The organism is Sphingomonas sp. (assembly GCF_013816785.1).
In the GTDB taxonomy this organism is placed as follows: Bacteria; Pseudomonadota; Alphaproteobacteria; order Sphingomonadales; family Sphingomonadaceae; genus Sphingomicrobium.
This window is the reverse complement of the sequence record NZ_JACDDV010000049.1, coordinates 1-17,135: the sequence shown is the minus strand read 5'-3', so window position 1 is coordinate 17,135 and position 17,135 is coordinate 1. Positions and strand designations below refer to the sequence as shown.

The window sequence follows — 17,135 nt, the reverse complement described above, 5'->3', positions numbered from 1 at the left end:
CCGGTCGGCCGCGATTAGCGCCGCGCGCAGGGCTGCCAGGCTGTTGCCTCCGGCCAGGGCGCCAAAAATAGGGGCATCGGGCCGCAGCGAGCGGCGGATCAGCTGCAGGGCGAGCGGCAGGTCGTTAACCGTGTCGAGCGTGCCGACCGCCAGGCACAGGTCGTAGCGCTTGTCGCCATAGTCATGCGCGTCCTCGTCGGCCTGCACCCCGCCCGCCGCCGCCGCGAAGCAGGCACCGGGATCGACCACCTCGACCTCCCTTGCCAGCGTTTCCAGGCGAGCGCGCCAGGCGGGCGAAGCGCAGCCGATCAGCAGGGCGCGGTCGAACGGGCGAGCGATCGCCGCCGCCCGGTCGAGGCAATCGTCGAACATGCGGTCGCGCAGGAAGCGGTCGCCACCGCCGCGCCCGGCGCGGTCGCGGCGCAGCGCTCGCAAATGGCGGTCGAACAGGTCACGAGTCACGGCGCGCTTGTGCGGCGGCAAAGGGCGCGCGACAAGGGGCCATGGCAAGCCTTCCGCTGCGTTCGGCCCAGATCCTTGGCAAGGCGATCGTCGACTTCGCCTTGCCGCCCCGTTGCCCCGGCTGCGGCGAGGTGATTGCCGAAAGCGGCGCGTTCTGCGCGGCTTGCTGGACCGGGTTGGAATGGCTTGGCCACGCTGGCTGCGTAACGTGCGGCGTGCCGCTTGAAGGCACGGATATCGATCGCTGCGCCCGCTGTCTCGCGTCGCCGCCGCCGATCGACCGGACACGAGCGGCGGTGGCCTATGACGATTTGCCGCGATCGATCGCGCTGAAGCTCAAATATGGACGCAAAGTGGCGCTGGCACGGACCATGGCGCGCTACATGGCCCCGCTGAGGGGCGAGGAAAGCGCGGGCGCCATCGTTGTGCCCGTCCCGCTGCACCGCTGGCGACTGTGGTGGCGCGGGTTCAATCAATCGGGATTGGTTGCAACGGCGCTGGCGAAGAAATGGGGCCTTGAGAGCGACCCCTTGCTGTTGCGCCGCGTCAAGCGAACTCAGTCCCTGAAGGGACTGAACCACAGCCAGCGGCGGCGCGCGGTGGCGGGAGCGTTCGCCATCGCTTCAGGGCGACGGCTCGATGGCCAAACCGTCATTCTGATCGACGACGTGCTGACTAGCGGCAGCACCGCCGAGGCCTGCGCTCGCGCGCTGCGCCGGGCCGGGGCGGGACGCGTCGAATTGATTTGCTGGGCAAGGGTGGTGCGTCCGGCGCAACTGGTGCGTTAGGCAGGTCTAGCCGATGAAAAGGAAATCGCGTGGCCAAGGTAGAAATCTATACCAAGTCGACCTGCCCCTTCTGTCTCAGGGCCAAGCGGTTGCTCGACATGAAGAAGATCGAGTTCGAGGAACATGGCGTCGACTTCGGCGGTTCGACTAAGGCTGAGATGGTCCAGCGGTCCGGCGGCCGGACGACGGTCCCGCAAATATTCATCGACGGGCGACATGTCGGCGGTTGCGACGATTTGATGGCGCTCGAATATGACGGTAAACTCGACGAGCTATTGGCGGCGTGACGACAAAGCGCATCGCACTCATGCAGGCGCAAAGCGGGATCGATCCCGCCGCCAACGCGGCGCACCTCATCAAGGCAGTGGGCAAGGCCAGGGCGGGCGGGGCGGCGATGCTGTTCACGCCCGAAATGTCGGGCATGCTCGACCGAGACCGCGATCAGGCGCTTGGCAAGGCGCGGCCGGAGGAGGAAGACCCGGTATTGGCCGCAGTGCGGGACGCCGCCGCTTCGTCCGGCTTATGGGTGCATCTCGGCTCGCTGGCGGTGACGGTTGGGCAAGGCAAGCTCGCCAACCGCGGCTTTGTTATCGACTCCGCCGGGGCCATCCGCGCGCGCTACGACAAGATCCATTTGTTCGATGTCGACCTGCCGACCGGCGAAAGCTGGCGCGAGTCCGCGATGTACGAGCCGGGCGAGGTGGCAGTGGTCGTCCCTGGGACGCCAGTCGGGACGTTGGGCCTGACCATCTGTTACGACCTTCGCTTTCCGGCCTTGTTCGAGCGGCTGAGCGAGGGGGGTGCTGACCTAATTTCTGTCCCGGCCGCATTCACCGTGCCTACCGGCCAAGCGCATTGGCAGACCCTGCTCCGCGCCCGAGCGATCGAGGCCGAACTGTTCGTCGTCGCTGCGGCGCAGGCCGGCCAGCACGAAGACGGGCGGCAAACCTATGGCCATTCGTTGGTCGCCGATCCGTGGGGCGATCTGCTGCTCGATATGGGCGAGGCGCCGGGGATCGGTTTCGCGGACATCGACCTCGCCCGCATTTCCGAAGTGCGGGGGCGCATCCCGGTCCACCAGCATCGCCGCCCGATCGCGCCGGTCGCGAATTGATTCGGGGAGCCGGCTTTCCTAAGGGAGGCCAACGGCTCCGTAGCTCAGCAGGATAGAGCGACGGTTTCCTAAACCGCAGGTCGGGGGTTCGAGTCCCTCCGGGGCCACCACGTCGTTGAGACCGAAGGGAAGTTCGATGCTGGGGCGGCTGTTTTTCGACCATCCGAAATCGCTGGGCATGAATTGGGTCGGACACGGGGTCGGCGCGCTGGCGATCGGCGCGAGAATGGTCGGCGCCGGGCTGGCATGCGTGGTCCACGCGGCGGTTCCCGGCCTGTTCACGGAAACGGCGGGGCGCACGGTGGTTAGGCTGCATGAGCAGATGACCCGCCGCAAGGCCGGCGCGGCCAACCCCAACGTCTGGCCCGATTATGAAATCTGACGGCGATGCGGCTGACGCGGTCATCGTCGGCGGCGGTTTTTCGGGGACGATGGCGGCGGCGCAGCTGGCGCGTCGCGGCTTATCCTCGGTGCTGATCGACGGCAGCGGTCGGGCAGGCAAGGGGGTCGCTTATTCAACCCGAGAGGCGGTTCACCTGCTCAACGTGCCGGCGGTCAAGATGAGCGCCTGGCCCGATGCACTCGACGATTTCGCGAACCGGGTCGGCGACCCTGGCGTGTTCGCCGAGCGGCGTTTTTTCGGGGCCTATCTCACGGGAATTTTGGAAGAAGCGCAGGCGACCGGGCTAGTCGTAGCGCGCGGCGAGAGTGCTGTTGGGGTAGAGCGTGACGGCGAGGCGTATCGCGTCAATCTGGCCGATGGAACGGTGGCCCTCGGCCGGGCGCTGGTGCTGGCCAACGGCAATCAGCCTCCCGACCCGCTCCGATTTGCCGAAAGCGTGCCAGATAACCTGTTCATCAACAATCCGTGGACCGACGCGGCGCGGGCCGCGGTGACCCGGGTAGCGGCGGTTGGCGGTGACGTGCTGATCATCGGCACCGGCCTGACGATGGTCGATGCGGTGTTGTCGCTGGCGGCGGCGGGGCACGGGGGGCGGATCGTCGCGCTGTCGCGACGGGGGCAGATTCCGCGGGGCCATGCGCCGTATGAGCCGGCGGACGTTGGACTGTGCGACGTTCCCTGCGGGTTAATGGCCCAATGGCGCTGGCTGAGGCGGCGGGCGACGGAGGTCGGTTATCGTGCGGCGGTCGATGCGCTCAGGCCGCACAGTCAGGCGCTGTGGCAGCGGCTGGGCGAAGTCGAACAACGCCGCTTCCTGCGCCATGCGCGGCCTTGGTGGGACGTTCATCGGCATCGCATCGCTCCGCAGGTATCGGTGCAACTGAAGCAGATGATCGCCGTCGGGCAGCTGGAGATTGTCGCCGGACGGGTACGCAAGATGCGCGGCGAGCGGGGTGCGCTGGTAGTCGAGATTGGGCGGCGAGGTGGTCCTTGCTCCCCAGCCCCTCTCCCGCAGAGGCGAGAAGTGCTCAAATTTACTCTCGGCCTCAATTGCACCGGGCCGTTGGGGGCGATGGGGCGGACGCGCGATGCGGTGCTGAGGCAGTTGCTCGACGAGGGGGCGATCGGCACGGATCACCTAGGCATCGGGCTGTCGACCGACGACGAGGCCCGGGCGGGGGAACGGATTTGGGCCTTGGGGCCTCTGACCAAGGGCCGCTATTGGGAAATCATAGCGGTCCCCGACATAAGAGGACAGGCGGCCGACGTCGCGGCATCGATTGCAAAGGAATTGGGACGATGAGTTCTTCACCCGATGATGGGGATTTGGTTCGTGCGCCGCCCAAGGTGCCAGTGCCCGACGAAGTCGCAGAGGCGGTTAGGACGCTGATCCGCTGGGCCGGCGACGACCCCGACCGCGAAGGGCTGCACGACACTCCAGCGCGGGTCGCCAGGGCGTGGAAGGAATATGCCCGCGGCTATAGCGAGGATCCCTCGGAGCATCTCAGCCGCACCTTCGACGAGGTCGGCGGCTACGACGAGATCGTGCTGCTCAAGGACATTCCGTTCCAATCGCATTGCGAACATCATCTGGCGCCGATCATCGGCAAGGCGGCGATTGCCTATCTGCCCGACAATCGCGTGGTCGGCATTTCGAAGCTGGCCCGCGTGCTGCACGGCTATGCCCGCCGCCTGCAGGTGCAGGAGCGGCTAACCGCTCAGGTCGCCGACTGCATCGCGGAGCATCTGAAGCCCAAGGGCGTCGCGGTGGTGATCGAGGCGAGCCACGCCTGCATGACCGCCCGCGGGGTCGGCACGCCGGGCGTGGTGATGACCACCAGCCGCATGATGGGCTGCTTTCGCGACGACGAGCGCAGCCGCAAGGAAGTACTTGCCCTAATGGGGTACTGATGATCTCGCTCTCTCGCTCGCTCCTGCCCGTACGGAGAGGGCCGTTCACGAGATTATACCGCTTCAACAGGACGAGTGTCCGCTGGGTGATGTATTGCAGGACGGCCAGAAGGCCGACCCGATCCGCTGACTAGGGCTAATCCAACCGCAACTTCGCAGATAGTCTTTGCTTTGCGAATTTTGATTCGTTGCCCGACGAAGCGTGGCACTGCGGGGTTCAGGTGCGGAGCCTAATTGCTAGAAAAGCGTTTTTGTCCGGACCCGTTTTTTGCGGGCCTGTGATCCCCCAAAGGAGAGTAACATGCGTAAGACCCTTGCCATCTTGGCTTCCGCCGCCCTGACCCTGTCGGCCGCCCCCGCCCTTGCCCAGAATTCGGGCCTGGTCGTAGTCGACCTGTCGAATGCCCGCGTGCTCAACAACCTCGCCCGGAATTTGAAGGTCAATGTCAGCGACATTCAGGCGCTCAATAATGTTTCGGTGCCGATCGGACTGGCCGCCGCCATTTGCGGGGTGAACGCCAATGTGCTGGCCCACCAGAAAAAGACGGGCGGATCGACTTGCACCGCTAAGAACACCACCGCCTCGCTGCAAAGAGCGGTTCAGAAAAAGCTCAACAGTCCCACCAATCAATAACCCAAACGGGGGCGCTCCGGGTGCGACCGTAGCGCCCCTTCTTTTTCATTTGCGAATCGATGAGCGTTTTTGACGTTCGACGCTAGCGCTGAGGCTTGGACTCAAGCCTCTTGAACCGCTCGATCCGACAGCTGCCGCCGGCCCGCGTGCTAACCTCTTCGCGCTTGGCGCAAATCTTTTCGTCGTCGGGCTGAAGGTAGAAGCCACCGTAGAAATCCAGCGCCGGGCATTCGCTGTCCATCTCGGCGCGGAACCGCGTTCGGTCATGCATGACGAAGTCGATCGACGAGGGGCCCGATAGCATTGCCCCCGAAATCGCCCCCGCGGCCAGGCATTTGGGCCCCTTGTGCTCCTTCCACTCGACCATTGGCGAAAGGCGCGGACGGACCGGAATGCGCCAGATAACTTCATCGCGGACGACGACGCGCCGAACCACACTTTGGTCGGGCGAGCCCTGGAACGCGGCCGCCAACAGCGCGGGAAGGACGCCGAGAAAGGCGAGGGGGCTCATGCGGCAACGACCATATCGGTCGCGGGTGTAGCGGCAAGCCTTGAATAGGCGATGAATTGAACTGCTTCGGCCGGGCGAGCGCAAGCGCCGGCCAAACCCCAAACCACCTTGCGCCAGGGCGGCGGCAGCACTAGAGCGCCAAGCGCGCAATACCCCGCTGGCCGAGCGACGGGAATCCCCGGGACGGTCCGCCCATCTTTCGGAGTAAATCCCCATGGCGAGCCAAGCGCCGAACCTGCTGCCCCTGCTGTACAACGACCTCGAGCCGCTTAACCGCAATGTCCACGGGGCGTATAAGGTGCGCAAGATGGGTGGCGTCGACCGCGTTGCGACAGCCCACGCAATTCCGATGACGGTCGACGAATTCTCGCTTGCCCAGCGCTACTTTCCGATCGTCTTTTCGGCCGGCGAAAATCCGGTGCCCCTGGCGCTGATGGGGCTTCACGAGGGGACCAACACTTTCTTCGGCCCGGACGGCACGCTGATCGACACCAGTGCCTATGTCCCAGCCTATTTGCGCCGCTTTCCCTTTGTACTCGCACGCCTGCGCGACGACAGCGACGAATTGTCGCTGTGCTTCGACCCGACCGCCGGCGCGGTGGGCGAGTTCGATGAGGGCGAAGCGTTGTTCGACGGCGAGGAGCCATCGGAAGCGACCAAGGCCATCCTTCAGTTTTGCGAACAGTTCGAGCAGGCCGGCCAGCGCACCCAGGCGTTCATGGCCGAGTTGATCGAATCCAAATTGTTGATGGAGGGCGAAGTCGCGATCCAGCCCGAGGGCGCAGACCAGCCGTTCGTCTATCGCGGTTTCCAGATGGTCGACGAGGAGAAGTTCCAAAACCTTCGCGGAGACGAGCTCAGGAAGCTCAACCAAAACGGCGGACTGGCGCTGATCATGGCGCATCTTTTTTCGCTGTCGGTGATCCGCGAGATATTCGCCCGCCAGGTCGCGCAGGGCACCGGTCCGATCCCTGCTCGCCAACCGGCTGCCGTCGAAGCGTAGGCCGGGTGCGGCAAGACGATCCGCCGCTGCCTTGAAACCACGCGAACCGCCCCCACATCGATGGCCTACCGCGGCGCTTCGTTTACCCCCTTAGGCGAGCGTCCGGTGCGTATCATGGATACGTTCCTCCCTGAACTTTCGGCCACCCCGGTCCAGCATCGAGGTGGCCGCTTTTTTTTACTCCGCTGCTTCGCGAAAGCCGCGATCGAGCATCAGCTGGCCAAGTCCCGACGCCAACGCTTCGATTAGCGAGGCGACGCGGTTGAAGCCGGGGCCAGCACTTCTGTGGTCGGGCGCCAGGTAGGCCGACCGATCGATTTCCAACTGCAGCGCGTGGAGGCCTTCTTTCGGGCGGCCGTGCCGCTTCACGATCGCGCCGCCAGCATAGGGCTCGTTCATCGCCACGCGAAACCCGTGCGACCGGGCGATCCGCGCCGCTTCGGCCCCAACCCATCCGGCCGCGCTCGCCCCGTGGCGGTCGCCTATAATTAGCTGGGCCTGGTGCCGCGGGCGCGGCGGCATCGAGTGGCAATCGAGCAGTAGCGCCTGGCCGCCCGAAACAAGCAGCGCGTCGAGCGCCTGCTCGATCGCCCGATGATAGGGTCGGTGGACTTGCGCGAGGCGCAGATGGAGCTGGTCTCGGTCGATCGGCTGTCGCCACAGAGCGCCATGCCTGGTCGTACGCGACGCAACCAACCCCAAGCCGAAACGCGCGCGCGGGCCCAGCGGCGCCGGATCGAGGCCCGAAATCGCTGCGGGATCGACCTCGTCCTCGTCGCGGTTGCAGTCGATCACCGCGCGCGGCACCGGCTGGACGACCGCGCCGATGCCGAGCGCGATCGCTCTCCAGGCGAGACGGTCGATTAGCGGATCCTCGAGGGATTCCAGCGCGCGCTTTCCCTGGGCCGCATTGGCCAGCGTCGCGGCGTCATAAACATGCCCGGCGTGCGGTACCGACAACAGCACGGGCAGCGCGCATCGCGGCGGATGGACAGTGGGGGAGGGGTAATGGCCCATTTGCAATGTTGCGCAGACTAACCGTGCCAATTGCGGACAGCAATCGCTTCAAGGAACTGGAGGCGCTGGAAAAAATTAAACGATGCGCGCATAGGGTAGGAGCAATGATTAAAATTCTCCTGGCCGAAGACGATACGTCGATGCGCGAATATTTGCAGCGCGCGTTGCTGCGCGTCGGCTATGAGGTCGACGCTGTCGGCTGCGGGACCGAGGCGATGCCGCTGCTCGAAGCCGGCAAATACGACTTGCTGCTGACCGATATCGTCATGCCCGAGATGGACGGCATCGAACTCGCGCAGAAGGCGAGCGCGATCGACCCCGCGATCCGCGTGATGTTCATCACCGGTTTCGCCGCCGTCGCGCTCCAGGGCGGCCGCACCGCGCCCGAGGCCAAGCTGTTGTCGAAGCCGTTTCACCTCAAGGATCTGGTGGCCGAGGTCGACCGGCTGTTCCAAAGCGAGGACCAGCACGGCCGGCTCTAAGCCCGGGTCATTCCCCCTTGCGGGAACCCGGATCGCCCCCTAAAGGCCCGTCCCAGCGTGGGCGTGTAGCTCAGTGGTAGAGCACTGTGTTGACATCGCAGGGGTCGCAAGTTCAATCCTTGCCACGCCCACCATTATTCTCTCGTGAAACATCAAGCATTTAGGCCGCGAAGATCGAACCCACGGTGTCGGGTTGTCCGGTAAGATCGCGGTAAAACGCCCCGGAGCGAAGGCTTCAAATCTCGCCTATGATGGTCGTCTCGACGTTTGCCGACCTCCTTAACATACGGTTCAGCAGCGGGCACCCACCCACATACTACGTTATGGGAATGTTGGATGGTCAGAGGAATTTCGATGCGTAAGTCGTTCATTATTCTCGTTTTAATGGTCGGGTCGGCCCTTCCGACGATGGCCGCCGCCCAGCAGGCTCCCACGGCGAGCATAACCGAAATGGCGGCCACCCCGCTGGTGCGGGTCAATATTGCCGAAACGCTCCGGACGCCTCCCGACGAGGCCAGCATTACGGTCGGGACCCAGGCCAAGGCGCCCACTGCCAAAGCCGCGGTCGCGGCCAACAAGACCAAGACGGAAAAGCTGCTCGCAACGATCCGAGCGGCGGGCATTCGCGAGCGCGATATCCAGACTCAGGGCATTCAGCTCCAGCCCGACTATCGCTGGGACCCCGAGCCGGGCGGCCGAGGCCGGCAGACGTTGATCGGGTATATCGTCAGCAATTCGGTGCAGATCAAGACGCGCAATATCGACGCACTGACTTCGCTGCTCGATGCGCTGACAAGCGCCGGCGCCGATACCGTCTATGGCCCCAATTTCGCCATTTCGGATCCCTCCCTACTGAGGCGTGAAGCGCGGGTGCGTGGGATGGCTCGAGGCCAGGCCGAGGCCACCGAATATGCCCGGAACAACGGCTATACGACCGTTCGGCTGCTGTCGGTCGAAGAGGGCGCGTCGTATCGGGGAACGGACATCATCATGACCGGCTCACGGATCAGCAATGCCGCGATGCCACCTCCACCGCCGGCGCCGCGGCCGGAGCGCGATGGCGGCGACGGCATCGTCGCGCCGGGCCAATTGGAAACCGGGGTGTCGCTGAATCTGCTCTATCGAATGGAGCGGTAGGTCAGAAACGGTAAGGCAAGCTCGCGCTGAAACGACCGCCGGGTCGGTGCGGCGCGCGCAGCGCCAACCGCGCTTACTTGGCCCGTTCGACCTGCTCGAACTCGAGCTCGACCGGGGTCGCGCGGCCGAAGATCGATACCGATACCTTGACTCGGCTGCGGTCGAAGTCGAGCTCCTCGACCACGCCGTTGAAGCTGGCGAAGGGACCGTCGAGTACCTTGACTGCGTCGCCGATTTCATAATCGACCTTGATCTTCTGCTTGGGACTAGCGGCGGCCTCTTCCTTGGTGTCGAGCATTCGCGCCGCCTGGGCGTCGGGGATCGCCTGCGGCTTGCCGTTGGGGCCCAGAAAGCCGGTCACCTTGGGGGTGTTCTTCACCAGGTGATAGACGTCGTCGTTCATGCCCAATTTGGCGAGCACATAGCCGGGCATGAACTTGCGCTCCGACTGGACCTTCTTGCCGCGCTTTACCTCGGTGATCGTTTCGGTCGGAACCTCGACCGCCTCGACCAGGCTTTCGAGGCCCAGGCGCCGGGCCTCGGACATGATCGAATCGCGGACCTTGTTCTCGAACCCGGAATAGGCGTGAATGATGTACCAACGGGACATGATGTTCCTTGAAAAAGCTTAGCCGATCAGGCCGAGCAGCCATTTGACGATGGCGCTCAATGCCGAATCGACTCCGAAGAAGAAGACCGCGAGCAGGGTGGTCATGATCAACACCATGATTGCCGTGGTGCGGGTTTCCTTCATCGACGGCCACACGACCTTGCGGCCCTCGGCGCGAACCTGATTGACGAATTCGCCGGGAGTTACCTTTGCCACGTTGGTCTCGATCCTGTGCCAGTCGATGCACGGCGCTTTTGGAATTGGCCCCTTACCCCGTTCCGGCGGGCCGGTCGGGGACAAGGAGGTCAGGCCCATGTCCGCATGGGTTGGCGACTTAGCGAGCGGACTAGGGGTTTGCAAGATGCGAAGCGCGTTGTCGATGCGGGCGGACATGGCACGTTGTGCGGGCCATCACGGGAGTAAATCCCGTGACGTCGATCCTGCAGCTTCGCTAAGGTCGGCCGGCCTTCGCCGCCTCTTCGCGCTGCTTGTGATTGCTGCGCAATCTTTGCGCTGCGCTCGGCGCCTTAGGACATGGCAGGGGCAGGGGGACTCGAACCCACGACCCTCGGTTTTGGAGACCGATGCTCTACCAACTGAGCTATACCCCTAGACCTGTCCGTAGCCCGTCGAAGGGCCGAGGCGCGGACTAGCCGCGCCGCCTGCGCTTCGCAAGCTTTTAGGCGGCGACATCGAACGGGATGATTTCGCCGCTCAGATAGAGATTGCGCGCCTTGGTGCGCGACAATTTGCCCGACGAGGTGCGGGGCAGGGTGCGCGGCGGAACGAGCTCGACCACCGGAGTGATGCCGGTGATGGCCCGAACCCGTTCGCGGATGTCGTCGCGCAGGCGGCCCCGCTCGCCGGGGTCGCTGACCCGGCAGTGGACCAGCACCGCGGGGGTTTCCTCGCCCAGCGGGCCGGTGATCGCGAAAGCTGCGATGTCGCCTGACTTGAAGCCGGGCAACTGCTCCACCGCCCATTCGATGTCCTGCGGCCAATGATTGCGGCCGTTGATAATGATCATGTCCTTGGCGCGGCCGACGATGAAGACGTAGCCGTTTGACAAATAACCCATGTCGCCGGTGTCGAGCCAGCCGTCCTCCGACAGGCACGCCCGGGTCGATTCTTCATCGCGGAAATAGCCGGCCATGATCGAACTGCCGCGCGCGAATAATTTGCCAATCGAACTTTCGCCCGACGGCGTACCGTCGGGCCCGCGGATTTCGACTTCCATGCCCACCACTGGCTTGCCGCAATTGACGACCGCGCGGTAGCGGCGCGGGCGTTCCTGCGCCGGGGTCCCGACGCCCGACAGTTCGCTTTCCTCGACCAGCTCGAGGCGGATGCCTTCGCCCGGTGGCATGATCGACACCGCAAGCGTCGCCTCGGCGAGGCCATAGCTCGGGCAGAAGCTCGATGCCTTGAACCCGGCGTCGGCGAATTCGTCGACGAACGCCTGCATCACGTCGGGGCGTATCATGTCGGCGCCGTTGCCGGCGATCCGCCAGCGCGACAGGTCGAACCGGTCGGCCGCCTTGGTCTGCGAGCTCATCCGGCGTGAGCAGATGTCGTAGCCGAAGGTCGGCGAGTAGGACAAAGTGGTGCCCGGGTTGCGACTGATGAGGTCGAGCCACGCCAGTGGACGGCGGGCGAAATCCTCGGTCTTCAAATAATCGACGCTGAGCTGGTTGGCGACCGGCGACAGCATGCAGCCGACCAGCCCCATGTCGTGATACCAGGGCAGCCAGCTGATGCAGCGGTCGCTGTCCTGGACCTCGACCCCGATGCCGTGGGCGCGGAGGTTGTCGAGCAGGGCGCGGTGGGTGACCGCGACGCCGTGCGGGAAGCGGGTCGATCCGCTCGAATATTGGAGGTAGCCGATCTCGTCGCCGCTGGCTTCCGGCAGGGCGACGGCGGCGGAATCGATTTCGGCGAGGCTGTCCCAATTCCTGGCTGCGATGCCAAGTTTGGTGGCGGCGGCGAGGGCGAACTCCTCGAGTTCGGGCGGGTAGAGAAACAGTTTGGGGTCGCTGCTGGTTAGCATCACGACGAGTTGATCGACATAGGCCTCGCGCCCGCCGAAGCTGGTCGGCAACGGCAGCGGCACCGGCCATAGTCCGGCATAGATCGCGCCGAAGAAGCAGGCCGCGAATTCCGGCCCAGTCTCGGCCACCAATGCTAGCCGGTCGCCCTTGTTTAGCCCCATCGCAACGAAACGGCGGGCATGGGCCAGCCCGTCGTTGCGCAGCTCCGCATAAGGATAGGCGCGGACCAGCGCGCCGCGCGCATCGTGAAAATTCATGCCCCGCTGGCCCGTCGCTGCATAATCGAGCGCCTCGCCGAGGGTGGCGAAGTCGGCGATCCGTCGCGTTAGGCGATCGAGCGTCGGCGTATAGCCGTTGGGCGCGAGCTTAACGGCGGTGGGAGTGTCGATCGTGTCGTTGACGTCGATCACGCGGTTTTTCCTGTGTCGTTGGTTCAAGGCCGCCGGCGCCCGCTCTCCGGCCGAACCGAAGTTATCCGGTCCGTTTTTGCGTGATGGTAGGGGAGTGTGGCACAAACATGGCCATGCCCGTCCGCCGCCCGCCCAAACAGCGCCCGCTCTTGACCGCCGCGCGGCTGGAAGAATTGGCGATTTTCTACGTCGGTCGCTTCGCGACCAGCCGGGCCAAACTGTCCACCTACCTCAAACGCAAGGTCCGCGAGCGCGGCTGGGAGGGCGACCGGCCGGCCGACCTTGAGGCGTTGGTCGAGCGATTGTCGCGACTCGGCTATGTCGACGACCGCGCATACGCACTGGCCAAGGCTCGTGCGTTGACCGCGCGCGGCTATGGCGAGGGTCGCGTGCGCCAGGCGTTGCACGGTGCCGGGATCGGCGAGGAAGACGGCGCCGCCGCTCGCACATTGGCCGAGGAAGCGGCATTGGACTCGGCGCTGCGGTTTGCGCGGCGGCGTCGGCTCGGGCCATTCGGCGGGGACGCCGGCGATCCGAAACAGCGCGAGCGTGCCGTCGCGGCCATGGTCCGCGCCGGTCATGGCTTCGCACTGGTACGGTCGATCCTCGCACTGAAGCCCGGCGAAGAAATTGAGCCCGATCTGTCCCACGACCTGGGATAAGCTGGTTTAAGTCGGTTCCACGACATTAATGTCCATGATAAGGATGGTGATGGAGTGTTTGAGTGCCGAAATGAATCAGGAAGCTAGATCCGGGCCGATGTCGGGGGATAACGATGAAATCCCTGACGGTCAGGCCTGCGTCGGCCGCGTCAAATGGTTCGACGCGACTCGCGGATTCGGTTTCCTTGTGTCCGAGGCAATCGACGGTGACATCCTCATCCATTTCAGCCTCCTGAAAGAACATGGTCGCCGGTCATTGCCCGAGGGCGCGACCATCGAATGCATCGCCGCCAATCAGGACCGCGGGCTCCAGGCGCGAAGAATTCTGTCGATCGACCTGTCGACCGCCTTGCCGACGCCGGCCCGCCCGGTCCATGCTGCCGTTGAGCGCGCGGATCGCCAGGCCCTGGCCGATGCCGCGGGTGAGTATGAGCCGGTGGAGGTCAAATGGTTCAATCGCGTCAAAGGATACGGTTTCCTCAACCGGCCGGGCGAGGGCGAGGATGGCGAGGATATCTTCGTCCACATGGAAACGGTGCGTCTGTCGGAGATCGTCGACCTAGAGCCGGGGCAGATGATCGAGGCCCGGATCGCCGAGGGCCGCAAGGGACTGACGGCGGTCGAGCTGCGGCTTCCCTGACACGAAGCGCTGGCCTGACACGCGGCGCTGGCCTGATCGGGCGGGTAATTGTGTTGAGCCTGTCCGCGGCGCTCGCCGCCTGCCAGCCTGGCACTTCCAATGCGATCGAGCTTGAGCGTTCGCCAGCCGGTCTTGAGCAAATTGCTCTGACCATCACGACGCGTGGAAAGCCTCATCGCTTCACGGTCGAGGTCGCGCGCTCCGCCGAGGAGCAAGCGACCGGCTTGATGAACCGGTCGGCGTTGGCGCCCGACCGGGGGATGATTTTCCCGTTCGAGCCGCCGCGACCGGCGAGCTTCTGGATGAAAAACACGCTCATACCGCTCGACATGATTTTCATCCGCGCCGACGGCAGCATCGCCAATGTCGAGGCCAACACCGTTCCGCTGTCGCTTGAGCCGGTCAATTCGGTCGGTCAGGTCCAGGCGGTGCTCGAAATCGCCGGCGGCCGCGCCGCCGAGCTGGGAATCGAAGCCGGCGACAAGGTCGAATGGTAGCGGCCGCGCCACGCTTGCGTCACTCCGCGTAACGCGGCAAAGGCGCGGCCATGGGATTGTTCGCGAACGCCTTCACCTGGTGGAACGGCGCCTCCTGGGGCACTAGCCTGATGTCGCGGCGTCACGGCCAGGAGGCCGGGCGCGACGAGGCGGGCAATATCTATTTCAAACATCGCGACGATCCGAAGCGGCGCTGGGTCATCTACGACGGCGTCAATGACAGCAGCCGTGTGCCGCCGGGCTGGAACGCCTGGCTGCGCGGGACGATCGAAGATGTGCCAACCAAGTCGCTGCCGCCGCGCCGCCCGTTCGAGCAGGCGCCGCAGCCCAATTTGACCGGCACGCCTACCGCCTATCGACCGGGCGGATCGCTGTCAGGACGCGGCTCGCGTGCGCCGGCGACCGGCGACTATGAGGCGTGGAAGCCCGAATAGACGTGGTCCGGCCTGCCTTCCTGACCATTGCGCTGCTGCTGGCGGGCGCCGGCTGCAAGCGCCAGGCCGACGAAATCGGGGGCAATGAGGCGATCACGGTCGATGTTCCGCGTGCGTCGGGTGACCTCGCCGGCGTGACGCCGATGGCCGAGCGGGTGGCGGTGATTGGCCTGCTCAACAAGCGCAACGGCATCGTTCGCGACCTGGTGCTGAAGCCGGGCCAGGCGGTGCGCGTCAAGGACGTCACCGTGCGTCTGCGCGCGTGCGAGACGACCGCGCCGTGGGAGACGGAGAAACTGACCGGCGCCTTCGTGCAGGTGGACGCCAAGCGTACCGATGGCCAATGGGTGCGGCGCTTTTCGGGCTGGCTATACAAGGAAAGCCCATCGCTGAACGTCGTCGAGGATCTGGTCTACGACGTGTGGCCCAAGAGCTGCGCGATGAGCTGGCCGGCCGGGCCCGACGCTCCGGCGACGCCCTCCGTCTCGAGCAAGCGGTCGAGCGCCTCGAAATCGGGCGGGAGGGGCAAGGGGTCATCCAGCGCGCCGCCGGCCGAAACTGGTGCCGAGGCGTCGCCCGCCACTCCGGCGCCGGCGCCGACGGAGCCGCTGACTCCCGTCGAACCAAGCGCTCCGCCCAGCAATCCGGCATAATCGTCCCGGCTGACCGTTACCGCCCCCAGCGATGCGAGATGGTCGGTCATGAACTGGCAGTCGAGCAGGGTGAAGCCGCCGACCCTGAGTCTGGCAACCAGCCAGGCGAGCGCGACCTTCGATGCGTCGGTCGCGGTGCTGAACATCGATTCGCCGAAAAAGGCGCGGCCCAGCTTGACGCCGTACATCCCGCCGACCAATTGGCCGCCCTGCCAGCATTCGATCGAATGGGCATGGCCCGCCGCGTGGAGGCCGAGCGTGGCCCGCTCGATCATCGCATTGATCCATGTTTCGTCGCGGTCGGCGCACCCCAACAGCACCTCGTGGAAGGCGCGGTCGCGGGTGACGGTGAACCGGCCCGAGCGAATGCGGCGGGCGAGCGAGCGGGAAACGCGGAATCCGTCGAGCGGGATGATCGCGCGGTGGCGCGGCTCGACCCAGAAAATGTCGCCCGCTTCGCGGCTGTCGGCCATCGGGAAGATGCCGGCGGCGTAGCCCCGCAGCAATGTCCTCGGATCGAGGCCCGAGCTCATGCCGCCAGCCGCGTCACAGCAGCGCGCGCACCTCGTCCTGCGGCCGGCACAGCTTCACGCCCTTGTCGGTTTCCACGAGCGGCCGGTTGATCAGGATCGGGTGCGCCATCATCGCGTCGAGGATTGCTTCGTCGCCGACCGCCGGGTCGGTCAGGCCAAGCTCTTGCGCGAGCGGTTCCTTGGCGCGCAATCCGTCGCGCGCGGTCATTCCGGCCCGGTCGTAAAGTCGCCTGAGCTCGGTGCGTGTCGGCGGCGCCTTTAGATAGTCGATCACGGTCAGGTCTACAACCTCGTTATCGAGGGTTTCCAGCGTTTTGCGGGAAGTTCCGCAGGCTGGATTATGATAAATAACGGCCTTCATTCGGGTTCCATTCGTCCATCCATTGCGAGTGTGCCACAGGGCCCGGCGCGATAACAAGGCGGCGTCGGACCGATGCCCGTGAGCGTCGTTTCACGGAACAACGGAGCCGTAACGTCGTTGGGCGAGCGTGACATGTGCACCGCTGCCGGACGCAACGGGTCCTCGGGCACGGTCCATGGAAACGACATAATTATAGGGAGTCGAAAAATGCAAAAGACAATCATGGCGATGATGCTCGTCAGCAGCATGTCCTTGGCAGCCTGCGCGACCAATAGCCGCGAAGCTGGCGATATCGCTCAGGGCGCGGCGGTTGGCGCCGTCGGCGGTGCGGCGATCGGCGCGGTGGTGCCCGGCATCAACGTGATCGAGGGCGCGGCGATCGGCGCCGGCGTTGGCGGCCTGGCCGGCGCGGTGTGGACCGACAACAATGGTGATGGATATGCCGATGGCTATGTCCAGAACAACAATTATTACGCCGGCACGCCGAGCGGCTATGATCCAACCCTCCGCCGCGTGGCGACGGGTGCGGTTGGCGGCGCGGCACTTGGCGCGGTTGCCGGCGCGGTGATCCCGGGCCTCAGCGTTGTCGAAGGTGCCGTAGTTGGCGCGGCGATTGGCGGACTGACCGGCGCGATGTGGGCCGATAACGACCGTGATGGACGGGCCGACGGCTATGTCTACAACGGCCAATATTACCAGGGTACGCCGCAGGGCTATACCCCGGCGAACAACAGCATGCCCGCTCGCACCGGCGAACGCGGCTAATGGCCGCTTGGATCATCCACGGATGGTCCAAAAAGCCCGCCGGACGCCCCGTGCGTCCGG

Annotated in this window: 23 protein-coding genes, 3 tRNA genes and 1 pseudogene; 18 read left to right on the top strand and 9 right to left on the bottom strand. The window is 65.1% G+C overall.

The annotated features are described in order from the left end of the window. A partial coding sequence (locus tag H0W65_RS10095; protein ID WP_367120139.1) for a methyltransferase domain-containing protein occupies positions 1-462 on the bottom strand: 462 nt, incomplete at its 3' end. A 41-nt stretch (positions 463-503) separates the two neighbouring features. On the opposite strand from H0W65_RS10095, the gene H0W65_RS10090 reads away from it, so the two are divergent. From H0W65_RS10090 to H0W65_RS10055, 8 genes are all read left to right on the top strand, one after another. After that, positions 504-1,250, top strand: coding sequence for a ComF family protein (locus H0W65_RS10090; RefSeq protein WP_294007236.1), 747 nt, complete (start codon positions 504-506; stop codon positions 1,248-1,250). Positions 1,251-1,279: 29 nt separating this feature from the next. Continuing rightward, a complete protein-coding gene (grxC, locus tag H0W65_RS10085) occupies positions 1,280-1,537 on the top strand; it encodes a glutaredoxin 3 (protein ID WP_294007233.1) in 258 nt (85 codons plus the stop codon). Between the two features lie 20 nt (positions 1,538-1,557). Beyond that, on the top strand, positions 1,558-2,364 hold the full coding sequence (locus H0W65_RS10080) for a carbon-nitrogen hydrolase family protein (protein WP_294007244.1): 807 nt from the start codon (positions 1,558-1,560) through the stop codon (positions 2,362-2,364). Between the two features lie 33 nt (positions 2,365-2,397). Then, positions 2,398-2,474, top strand: a tRNA-Arg gene (locus H0W65_RS10075). A 26-nt stretch (positions 2,475-2,500) separates the two neighbouring features. Continuing rightward, positions 2,501-2,746 carry a DUF6356 family protein gene (locus H0W65_RS10070; RefSeq protein WP_294007230.1) on the top strand — a complete coding sequence of 82 codons (246 nt, stop codon included), beginning with the start codon at positions 2,501-2,503 and terminating at the stop codon, positions 2,744-2,746. Continuing rightward, a complete protein-coding gene (locus H0W65_RS10065; protein ID WP_294007229.1) occupies positions 2,736-4,070 on the top strand; it encodes an FAD/NAD(P)-binding protein in 1,335 nt (444 codons plus the stop codon). The genes H0W65_RS10070 and H0W65_RS10065 overlap by 11 nt, the downstream gene beginning before the upstream one ends. Next, positions 4,067-4,678 (top strand): GTP cyclohydrolase I FolE, encoded by a 612-nt coding sequence (folE, locus tag H0W65_RS10060; protein ID WP_294007227.1) that lies wholly within the window; start codon positions 4,067-4,069, stop codon positions 4,676-4,678. The genes H0W65_RS10065 and folE overlap by 4 nt, the downstream gene beginning before the upstream one ends. A 301-nt stretch (positions 4,679-4,979) precedes the next feature. After that, entirely contained in the window at positions 4,980-5,312 is a 333-nt protein-coding gene (locus H0W65_RS10055; protein WP_294007224.1) for a hypothetical protein, read from the top strand. Between the two features lie 82 nt (positions 5,313-5,394). Here the strand turns inward: H0W65_RS10055 and H0W65_RS10050 are convergent, their stop codons facing one another. Continuing rightward, positions 5,395-5,823, bottom strand: a complete 429-nt coding sequence (locus tag H0W65_RS10050) for a hypothetical protein (RefSeq protein WP_294007221.1) — start codon at positions 5,821-5,823, stop codon at positions 5,395-5,397. A 214-nt stretch (positions 5,824-6,037) separates the two neighbouring features. Here H0W65_RS10050 and H0W65_RS10045 point away from each other — a divergent pair, with 214 nt between their 5' ends. Next, positions 6,038-6,826, top strand: coding sequence for a SapC family protein (locus H0W65_RS10045; protein WP_294007218.1), 789 nt, complete (start codon positions 6,038-6,040; stop codon positions 6,824-6,826). A 177-nt stretch (positions 6,827-7,003) separates the two neighbouring features. Here the strand turns inward: H0W65_RS10045 and H0W65_RS10040 are convergent, their stop codons facing one another. Beyond that, complete coding sequence (locus tag H0W65_RS10040) at positions 7,004-7,873, bottom strand: N-formylglutamate amidohydrolase (protein ID WP_294007215.1); 870 nt, start codon at positions 7,871-7,873, stop codon at positions 7,004-7,006. A gap of 74 nt (positions 7,874-7,947) precedes the next feature. Between H0W65_RS10040 and cpdR the strand changes: the two genes are divergently transcribed. From cpdR to H0W65_RS10025, 3 genes are all read left to right on the top strand, one after another. Further along, positions 7,948-8,325, top strand: a complete 378-nt coding sequence (cpdR, locus tag H0W65_RS10035; RefSeq protein ID WP_294007212.1) for a cell cycle two-component system response regulator CpdR — start codon at positions 7,948-7,950, stop codon at positions 8,323-8,325. A 59-nt stretch (positions 8,326-8,384) separates the two neighbouring features. Further along, positions 8,385-8,459: transfer RNA gene (locus H0W65_RS10030), tRNA-Val, on the top strand. A gap of 220 nt (positions 8,460-8,679) precedes the next feature. After that, on the top strand, positions 8,680-9,462 hold the full coding sequence (locus H0W65_RS10025; protein ID WP_294007210.1) for an SIMPL domain-containing protein: 783 nt from the start codon (positions 8,680-8,682) through the stop codon (positions 9,460-9,462). A gap of 73 nt (positions 9,463-9,535) precedes the next feature. Here H0W65_RS10025 and nusG read toward each other — a convergent pair whose 3' ends face one another. The 4 genes from nusG to H0W65_RS10005 form a co-directional block, all read right to left on the bottom strand. Next, positions 9,536-10,072, bottom strand: a complete 537-nt coding sequence (gene nusG, locus H0W65_RS10020) for a transcription termination/antitermination protein NusG (RefSeq protein ID WP_294007207.1) — start codon at positions 10,070-10,072, stop codon at positions 9,536-9,538. 18 nt (positions 10,073-10,090) lie between these two features. Continuing rightward, positions 10,091-10,288, bottom strand: coding sequence for a preprotein translocase subunit SecE (secE, locus tag H0W65_RS10015; RefSeq protein ID WP_294007242.1), 198 nt, complete (start codon positions 10,286-10,288; stop codon positions 10,091-10,093). 319 nt (positions 10,289-10,607) lie between these two features. After that, positions 10,608-10,683 (bottom strand) — tRNA-Trp (locus tag H0W65_RS10010). A 68-nt stretch (positions 10,684-10,751) separates the two neighbouring features. Next, positions 10,752-12,527 (bottom strand): fatty acyl-AMP ligase, encoded by a 1,776-nt coding sequence (locus H0W65_RS10005; RefSeq protein WP_294007239.1) that lies wholly within the window; start codon positions 12,525-12,527, stop codon positions 10,752-10,754. Positions 12,528-12,643: 116 nt separating this feature from the next. Between H0W65_RS10005 and H0W65_RS10000 the strand changes: the two genes are divergently transcribed. The 5 genes and pseudogenes from H0W65_RS10000 to H0W65_RS09980 form a co-directional block, all read left to right on the top strand. Beyond that, a complete protein-coding gene (locus H0W65_RS10000; protein WP_294007204.1) occupies positions 12,644-13,192 on the top strand; it encodes a RecX family transcriptional regulator in 549 nt (182 codons plus the stop codon). A gap of 97 nt (positions 13,193-13,289) precedes the next feature. Next, positions 13,290-13,832: a cold-shock protein gene (locus tag H0W65_RS09995; protein WP_294007201.1), complete on the top strand. Its 543-nt coding sequence runs from the start codon at positions 13,290-13,292 to the stop codon at positions 13,830-13,832. 50 nt (positions 13,833-13,882) lie between these two features. Continuing rightward, the gene (locus tag H0W65_RS09990) at positions 13,883-14,329 is read left to right on the top strand and encodes a DUF192 domain-containing protein (protein WP_294007198.1); all 447 of its coding nucleotides are present in this window, start codon (positions 13,883-13,885) and stop codon (positions 14,327-14,329) included. A gap of 50 nt (positions 14,330-14,379) precedes the next feature. Beyond that, entirely contained in the window at positions 14,380-14,763 is a 384-nt protein-coding gene (locus H0W65_RS09985; RefSeq protein ID WP_294007195.1) for an NADH:ubiquinone oxidoreductase subunit NDUFA12, read from the top strand. Between the two features lie 143 nt (positions 14,764-14,906). Further along, positions 14,907-15,140, top strand: a pseudogene (locus tag H0W65_RS09980) (DUF2155 domain-containing protein); the annotation flags it as partial. 35 nt (positions 15,141-15,175) lie between these two features. Here H0W65_RS09980 and aat read toward each other — a convergent pair. Both aat and arsC read right to left on the bottom strand, forming a co-directional pair. Then, positions 15,176-15,949, bottom strand: coding sequence for a leucyl/phenylalanyl-tRNA--protein transferase (gene aat / locus H0W65_RS09975; RefSeq protein WP_294007193.1), 774 nt, complete (start codon positions 15,947-15,949; stop codon positions 15,176-15,178). Positions 15,950-15,962: 13 nt separating this feature from the next. Continuing rightward, positions 15,963-16,310, bottom strand: a complete 348-nt coding sequence (arsC, locus tag H0W65_RS09970) for an arsenate reductase (glutaredoxin) (RefSeq protein WP_294007190.1) — start codon at positions 16,308-16,310, stop codon at positions 15,963-15,965. Between the two features lie 207 nt (positions 16,311-16,517). Between arsC and H0W65_RS09965 the strand changes: the two genes are divergently transcribed. Then, a complete protein-coding gene (locus tag H0W65_RS09965; protein WP_294007187.1) occupies positions 16,518-17,075 on the top strand; it encodes a YMGG-like glycine zipper-containing protein in 558 nt (185 codons plus the stop codon). The last annotated feature ends 60 nt before the right edge of the window (positions 17,076-17,135 follow it).